This is a genomic window from Vibrio sp. 10N.286.49.C3 (genome assembly GCF_041469545.1).
Classification (GTDB): domain Bacteria; phylum Pseudomonadota; class Gammaproteobacteria; order Enterobacterales; family Vibrionaceae; genus Vibrio; species Vibrio tasmaniensis_A.
On sequence record NZ_JBFRKT010000061.1, the window covers coordinates 1 to 7544 of the forward strand.

The 7544-nt window shown below is 37.9% G+C and carries 8 protein-coding genes and 1 pseudogene; 6 read left to right on the plus strand and 3 right to left on the minus strand.

Annotated elements, in window-relative coordinates:
* Positions 1–454 precede the first annotated feature (454 nt).
* From AB4180_RS21260 to AB4180_RS21280, 5 genes are all read left to right on the plus strand, one after another.
* A complete protein-coding gene (locus tag AB4180_RS21260) occupies positions 455–1192 on the plus strand; it encodes a winged helix-turn-helix domain-containing protein (RefSeq protein WP_241909279.1) in 738 nt (245 codons plus the stop codon).
* On the plus strand, positions 1167–1697 hold the full coding sequence (locus AB4180_RS21265) for a hypothetical protein (RefSeq protein WP_017098656.1): 531 nt from the start codon (positions 1167–1169) through the stop codon (positions 1695–1697). Before AB4180_RS21260 ends, AB4180_RS21265 begins: the two co-directional genes overlap by 26 nt.
* The gene (locus AB4180_RS21270) at positions 1678–2475 is read left to right on the plus strand and encodes a winged helix-turn-helix domain-containing protein (protein ID WP_017098657.1); all 798 of its coding nucleotides are present in this window, start codon (positions 1678–1680) and stop codon (positions 2473–2475) included. Before AB4180_RS21265 ends, AB4180_RS21270 begins: the two co-directional genes overlap by 20 nt.
* On the plus strand, positions 2459–2938 hold the full coding sequence (locus AB4180_RS21275) for a hypothetical protein (protein WP_017098658.1): 480 nt from the start codon (positions 2459–2461) through the stop codon (positions 2936–2938). The genes AB4180_RS21270 and AB4180_RS21275 overlap by 17 nt, the downstream gene beginning before the upstream one ends.
* 157 nt (positions 2939–3095) lie before the next feature.
* Entirely contained in the window at positions 3096–4124 is a 1029-nt protein-coding gene (locus AB4180_RS21280; RefSeq protein ID WP_017098659.1) for a GlxA family transcriptional regulator, read from the plus strand.
* Between the two features lie 477 nt (positions 4125–4601).
* Here AB4180_RS21280 and AB4180_RS21285 read toward each other — a convergent pair whose 3' ends face one another.
* Both AB4180_RS21285 and AB4180_RS21290 read right to left on the minus strand, forming a co-directional pair.
* Positions 4602–4859 carry a hypothetical protein gene (locus AB4180_RS21285; RefSeq protein ID WP_017098660.1) on the minus strand — a complete coding sequence of 86 codons (258 nt, stop codon included), beginning with the start codon at positions 4857–4859 and terminating at the stop codon, positions 4602–4604.
* Positions 4849–5244 (minus strand): hypothetical protein, encoded by a 396-nt coding sequence (locus AB4180_RS21290; RefSeq protein ID WP_017098661.1) that lies wholly within the window; start codon positions 5242–5244, stop codon positions 4849–4851. The genes AB4180_RS21285 and AB4180_RS21290 overlap by 11 nt, the downstream gene beginning before the upstream one ends.
* Before the next feature lie 376 nt (positions 5245–5620).
* Here AB4180_RS21290 and AB4180_RS21295 point away from each other — a divergent pair, with 376 nt between their 5' ends.
* The gene (locus tag AB4180_RS21295; protein ID WP_017098662.1) at positions 5621–7126 is read left to right on the plus strand and encodes an aldehyde dehydrogenase family protein; all 1506 of its coding nucleotides are present in this window, start codon (positions 5621–5623) and stop codon (positions 7124–7126) included.
* Positions 7127–7319: 193 nt separating this feature from the next.
* Here AB4180_RS21295 and AB4180_RS21300 read toward each other — a convergent pair.
* A pseudogene (locus tag AB4180_RS21300) lies at positions 7320–7454 on the minus strand (transposase); the annotation flags it as partial.
* Positions 7455–7544: the final 90 nt, after the last annotated feature.

Genomic DNA, 7544 nt, shown 5'->3' on the forward strand with positions numbered 1-7544 from the left:
AATTACGCAACAAAGCCGCTCTTAAACTAAAAGAATCATCTATATTAGAAGCATTAGTAGAAGAAATTTTAATTGAAAATTATATAATAAAATACAACATGGCACTCCATCATTTCATTAAATAATATCAACTTAGTTACAACTGCCTCTCTCCAATAGTACACCGATGCAATCCCATAGATTAGTCAAGTAGAGTCGATATCATTATACATACGAACTCACAAGAGGAAGGCATCAACGCATCTCAATGAAACCAGACACATAAATGGAAGTAACTGTGCTGATTTAAGTATACCTTTCAAAGTTCTCGTTAAAAAACAAAGCAAAATTGCCCTCAACGCCTATAATCAATTCTTATTATAAACTCGAGTTCATACTATTTTACTAGTTGTTGTCTATTGAATAATTTGGTAAGTTTGTAATATTTCATTTAAAAACAACACCAAGTATAGGTATGCAGCTATCTATGTGGGATTTTAGACCTCATGAACACTCTCAACTTCGAAATAAAATATCAGGTGAAGAAAAGAGACTAACAAAAACAGAAAGCCAGTTATTATTGCTCTTACTGTCGAATGACCATCGAGTCGTAACTAAATCTGAAATTCACAAAAAAATTTGGCCGGGGAAATTTGTTTCAGATGCCAGTATCACACACGCCATTGCATCATTACGTTTAGCTTTGAATGATACAGTGGAAGCACAATGTATCATTCGAACCGTACCTAAAGCCGGTTACTTTGTCGCTTATAATAAAATAGCTCTAGTTTTAACTAACCAAGCCCAACCCGAGACTAGGCGACCTGATAAGGTAGTGGCTTTTAAGCTTAAATGTTCTTGGCAAGCTAGCGTAATAGTTTTATTAGTCAGCATGAACTGTTTACTGTTTTGGTTTTTGTTCATACCTTCACAAAGCGAACCTAAACTGAACATGTCAAGGTTGAACTCTCAAACTAACACCTTTACGATCAAGAACAACGATTTTCATAGTCAACAACTCTTAGAACAGCTGATTAGGCACCCTACTTTAAACAATGTGAATTTTTATATTGCTTCAAATAAAACTAGGATTTATGTAAGTTGCATTCACCAGAATGCATCATCACCTTACGGCCAAAGCATCAACTTTTCCATTGATGTTAAGCGCGCTATAGAGGGGATTAGCAATGATATTGTACAAAAATGCCAATAAACACTATTTGCTTAGCGTTGTCTTTTTACTTGCCTTGTTGCCTATTCAAATTTTTCTCAATGCATCGTTTATTCCTAGTTTTGCTCAAAACGTTAATACCCAAATAAGTAAAACAGTTCTGACTTACGGTGAGCAAATGGGAGATAAGAAATACAGAAAAATCGACTATCACTTAAAACCTTATCTATGGAACCGATTTCTATTAATGGCTTCTATCCATTTCGACAATGGAAAAAAACTGGACACACAATTTCTTATTACCTTTTGGCCGAAATCCATTTATTCCATAAAATATATAAATCAACTGGTTAACACTCCAGAAACAGAATATTTTGATTTACCAGAGCAACATGCGCTCTTTGATGGCGGCGAAGAAAATTTTCAAACTTTGTTAGAAACCTCCCACCAATATTGTTACATCCAACTGTCGAACAACTCAGTTCAATGTGTCAATATATCTGAAAATAAAGAAAAAATTGACGTCAATGACAAGAAAACAACATAGCATGTGGATATTTAATCCAACCCTTAGGCGCCAGCTAACTAACCAAAGTAATGGGGAGAGCAAAAAATTGCACTCTACAGATTGCAAAATTTTAGAGCTTTTATGTCAAAATCAAGGCGAAACCGTTTTAAAAAGTACCCTAATCGACGTGGCTTGGCCAGGGCGAGTCGTCTCGCAAGCTAGTTTAACTCAGTCTATAGCCCACCTACGTATAGCTTTAGGTGACAATGGCCGACAACAAAATATTATAAAAACAGTCCCAAAGCATGGTTATTTACTGGTAAGCAACATAATAAGCCTTGAGGTGCCAATAGTTCTTGAACAAAACAACTCATCAACACCTAGTTCAGAAATAATCCCAGACACTCTCCAACCTCAAGACCATGAGAAGACCAGTCTATCGGCCCATCTACAATACCTTCAAAGATTCATTCTATTGACTCTCTCACTGTTATTTTTAGTTAGTCTCACTTGGTTAACGCGGATCATATATTACAATAGCACCACAGATCGTATTCAATGGAACCAGCGTGAACATTTGGGCGTAACGTACTATTTTACTGATACTAAAAATGGAGATAAACGTTTCAATGACCTCAAAGGGAGATACTCAAGTGACTTACGTATGCTCTATATTTCTGAAAACCCTGAGCAACTCTATGTATCGTGTGTTTATCAACCTAATAATTTACATGAACACAACACAATGAATTTTAGTTTTTCCCGAGACTATTCAATCGAGCAAGTAAGAGAGGAAATTAATGAACAATGTCGGTAAAGCCATTATTTTTCTGGTCTTGGCAAATATACTCGTCATTACGTTTATCTCATGGATAAATACCCTTAATCATCCTCTATTCTTAGATGGTCGAAACAACATCATGTTATTTTCTCATGGTCGTACATATAAAAAATTTGAAGTCGACTCCTTCAAAGAAGTAATTACCGTAGATCATCTGTGGGGAGGAGTTCACGATGCGCATTGTAGCTTATTATCCGAAGGCGAAAACAAAGCCCTCAACATCTATTACTCCGTTTATTTCTGGGGTGCAGACCTCTTTTCGACAACCAACGCGCTACGTAGCGCAAACTACACTCCCTCAACAGAACTTGATTTCACTGAAGCACACTTGATTGAGAATTCATCGGAACAATTTTTCCAGACCTTATACCAAGATAAGTATATTTTCTGTTATTCCAGTTTATTGACCGGCAGTGTCCAGTGTATCACGGCCGATTAATTAGAGTAATCAATCTAAATCATCAACAGATTTAGTTATAACTAAACATGTTGATTATAAACATGTAAATATCAATGACTTAATTTATTCATTTAAAATCAATCTAATGACGAGTAATTTAAATTTCGGATTTGTTTATTAGTGTTCTTAAGGGTTTATGGACATAGTACTAGCAAATAGGACATATTTGAGAAACGTAATACTCATGATCAGAAAAAGAGAACCTTTAAAGATTACTGCACTCTTGTTAGAAGGAAGCCCAATCACAGCAATTTCGGGACCAATCGAAATGCTGACAATTGCTTCAATGCAAGCAGGATTACCAGCGCCACAGGTCAGTTATGTATCAGTCACAGGGGGGCCGACTCAATTCTTAGGGGGGCTAACAATTAACAGTAGTACGCATTGGGAATCCGTCGAACATACCGACATTTTAATAATAGGTGCTTGTGGTGACATAAATAAGGGGTCTTATGTCTTACCCAAAGAGGTTAAATATTGGCTAAAAAAACAAATTACGCAGTGTGAATTTGTTCTCTCTTTATGTACGGGGACATTTCTTCTGGCTGAGCTTGGGGTTTTAAACAAACGAAGCGCAACTACACATTGGGTATATGCTGAAGATTTTCGAAATCAATTCCCCCAAGTAAAATTCAAACCACACTTGAAAATAACTCATGAAGACCGATATATTTGCACCTCCAGCATTAAAGAATACTTTGCTGCAACAATTTTGTTAATTGATGCTTTGTTAGGCACGGCCCAAAGAATTAAATGTGAACAGTACTTAGGAGGTGATGTTTCAAAAATTAAGCGAATTTGTTTAACGAGCTTTGCTCAATACCATCAACATAGCGACAGTTTGATTGATCGGTTACAAGAGTGGATGCACAATGAAGACCCAAGCAGGCTATCTGTCGCTATGTGTGCAGAGAAAAGTTTTTTGAGTGAAAGGCAAATGAAACGTCGCTTCAAAGCAGCAACTGGCGAATCTCCAATGAACTACATACAACGTATTAGAGTGGTATTAGCGAGAGACAAGCTGGACACTACCAGCTTAAACATAGAACAAATATCCCAGCAAGTTGGTTACAGTGACACAAACCATTTTAGGTCGCTGTTTAAAAAATTTTACGACATGACGCCCACAGAATATCGCAAAACGACACAGGCTTGTGAGATTTAAGCACCTTAATTCTAACTGGACCTAAGCCCTTAGCTAAAAAGGGAGTTATTCACTTGGATTGAAATGATTAACCCAATAATAAAGCTGGTATCTCTCCGGCTTTGAGCTCCACAGCCTTCATCAATTCAACTTTAAGAAAGTTGATGTCTCTCCGCCTACGCTTGTATCTGCAAGCGTTCAACGACAAACCACAAGGGAAAGAAAAGCGAAACAAAAACAAAGTCGACTAATTTACCTGCAAGAAATAAACGATGACGATCTTGGTGAGTCAAATGCGTATTGATTATAAAATTCAGGGCGAGTAATCATGTGGATAAAAAGTGGCAACTAACATTCACTAGATACACTGTTAGCTCGTAAACCGTAAAAAGTTCAGCCTTAGGTTCAATCTGACAAACATCGCTTAAAAAATAATGACTGCCAGATTAGGCCCAAGCAACTACTTTTGATGTGACATTTTTGCCACTCAGACAAATACTATTGAGAGAGTTTTTCTAAGACAGGGGTTATGGACCGATGAAGCTCACTGGACTCATATGCACCAGCTAATAATTTACTCGGATAAGCAATTGAATGGCTTAATACCTCACCAATATTGTTAATATGAATACGCTTATCAGCCACACAAGCACTCAAACATGTTCTAATAAATTGTTGGGATGTATCAAGCTCAAGCAAGCGTGCGCATCGCAGCGCTTCTTTGGTTCTTTCATAAAGCATTTCTTCAGATAACACGATTTACCCCTTCTCCATTCAATAGCATAACAATATGAAACTCTTCGCTTTTCCTCATCGCAGCAAGGAAAAGGCTCTCTCTCATTTCTCTTTGAATTATATTGTCGCTAATTACATACTTCGTCAAAACGTCAATCGCTTGTTGCTCGTTAATGTCTTCCTGACTAACTATCGCTGACAAGACACTTTTCGATAGATTTGACGAAATATCAAAATTTAGTTCTTTTGCCTTTACAATCATCGCTTTTATAACTTTGTTTTTTTGAGCTCTGATAGTACATATCTTCAGCTCATGCTTATCAAATGCATATCCAATGTCATCTAACAGTTGGCTCAATTCTTGATACACTTTACATTCCTCTAGTTCATTGTTCTTGTTCCTCATATGTTAACGTTATATGTTTAAAATAAAACAGTGAAACCAATTGCACCAACAAAACAAACCAACCAAATATCATGTAGTTATAAAAATAACACCATTATTACGTCCATAAGATCAGATATATATGTCCTATTTGGTTACTATATTGGTAATGATAGCGATCTATTTACATTGATAGAACTAGCATATTAAAATGAAATTCATTAGAAAAAGACATATACCCTAAGCATTCAAGACTTTTAGTTTCACGGTTAACATATAAACCATTGATTTAGTATGGCTATTTTTATTCTAGCTTAACCTATGGTTGAAGTTGCTTATTTTATTTTTCATGTGCGGGTGGATAATAACGCACAGAATCTAAAAAAAGGAACTGAAAATGTTATATGCACAACCAGGAACTGAAAATTCGATTGTCGATTTCAAGCCGCAGTATCAAAACTTCATAGGAGGGGCATGGGTAGCACCGAAACATGGAAAATATTTTACTAATACCTCCCCAATCAACCATTCTGTAATTTGTGAAATTCCAGCTTCGACTCAAGAAGACATCGATTTGGCAGTTAATTTTGCGCACAATGCGAAAAATGACTGGGCTTCAACATCAGTCACTGAGCGTTCAAACATATTATTAAAGATAGCTGAGCGTATTGAGAACAACCTTGAGATGCTTGCTATTACTGAAACATGGGACAATGGGAAACCTATTCGCGAGACTCTCGCCGCTGATATTCCACTCGTTGTCGACCATTTCCGCTATTTTGCTGGATGCATTAGAGCTCAAGAAGGTTCCGCTGCGGAACTAGATTCACAAACCATGACCTACCACTTCCCAGAACCTGTTGGTGTTGTAGGACAAATTATCCCATGGAACTTCCCACTCTTAATGGCCGCTTGGAAGCTGGCACCCGCGCTGGCTGCTGGCTGCTGCGTAGTATTAAAACCAGCGGAACAAACTCCTGCATCAATCTTAGTATTGATGGAGCTCATCGAAGATCTAGTCCCTGCCGGTGTAATCAATGTCGTAAATGGCTATGGTTCAGAAGCAGGTCAAGCACTTGCTACACATAAAAAGATTGCTAAAGTAGCCTTTACTGGCTCTACAGAAGTTGGACAGCATATTCTGAAGTGTGCCGCTGAGAACCTAATTCCGTCAACAGTCGAGCTAGGTGGTAAATCTCCAAATATTTTTATGGCTGATATATTTGATCACGAAGACAGTTACCTTGATAAGTGTATCGAAGGTGTCTTGTTAGCTTTTTTCAATCAAGGTGAAGTCTGCACGTGTCCTTCTCGAGTTTTGATTCATGAATCAATTTACGATCGCTTCATTTCACGTTTGCAAACTCGCATGAAAACGATCCAACAAGGAAACCCACTCGATACCGACACACAAGTTGGTTCACAGGTGTCACAAGAGCAATTTGACAAAATTCGCAAATACATAGCTCTTGGTCATGAAGAAGGTGCCGAATTACTTATTGGTGGTAACAGCAATGAAGACAATGGTTACTTTGTCGAGCCTACCCTCTTCAAAGGAACTAACGATATGCGTATTTTCCAAGAAGAGATTTTTGGCCCAGTCGTTGCTGTTACTACATTTAAGGACACTGAAGAAGCTCTGGCAATCGCCAACGATACTGAGTATGGCTTAGGTGCTGGAGTATGGACACGTGACAACAATCTGATTTCACATATGGCGAAAAATATACAAGCTGGGCGAATTTGGGTTAACTGCTACCATGCTTACCCTGCTCACGCTGCGTTTGGCGGCTATAAAAAGTCCGGGATTGGTAGAGAAACACACAAAATGATGCTAGACCACTACCAGAACACCAAAAATATCATCGTTAGCCACAGTGTTAATCCTTTAGGCTTCTTTTAAAAATTAAGCTAATTGTCTGCCCGAAAACCTAATGGGCAGACAAACATTTGGTTCATTATATTTATGGTCTAAGCCATGCCCATTTCCTTGACCCCTTTACAATGCAAGACTGAAAAAATATCCGCCTTCTTAGAAGGCAATTTCGCTTTATCATCCCTAGAAAGGGGCTTCCGCGCTATCAATTCTTCAATAACTACAGTTGTTGCTCATACTCTATGTCCTGCTTATCTTGGTGTCGTACATATCGGCGAATGACTTTTTCATTCACACCGACCGTATCTACAAAATACCCTCTAGCCCAAAAGTGATTTCCCCATAGTCTCGGCTTTGTTGCGTAATTCATTGGAACTAAACCTACGATCTGATCAGCTACATTCACTCCCTCTTGTAGCCCTATACCTAAACCTCGTTATAAAAC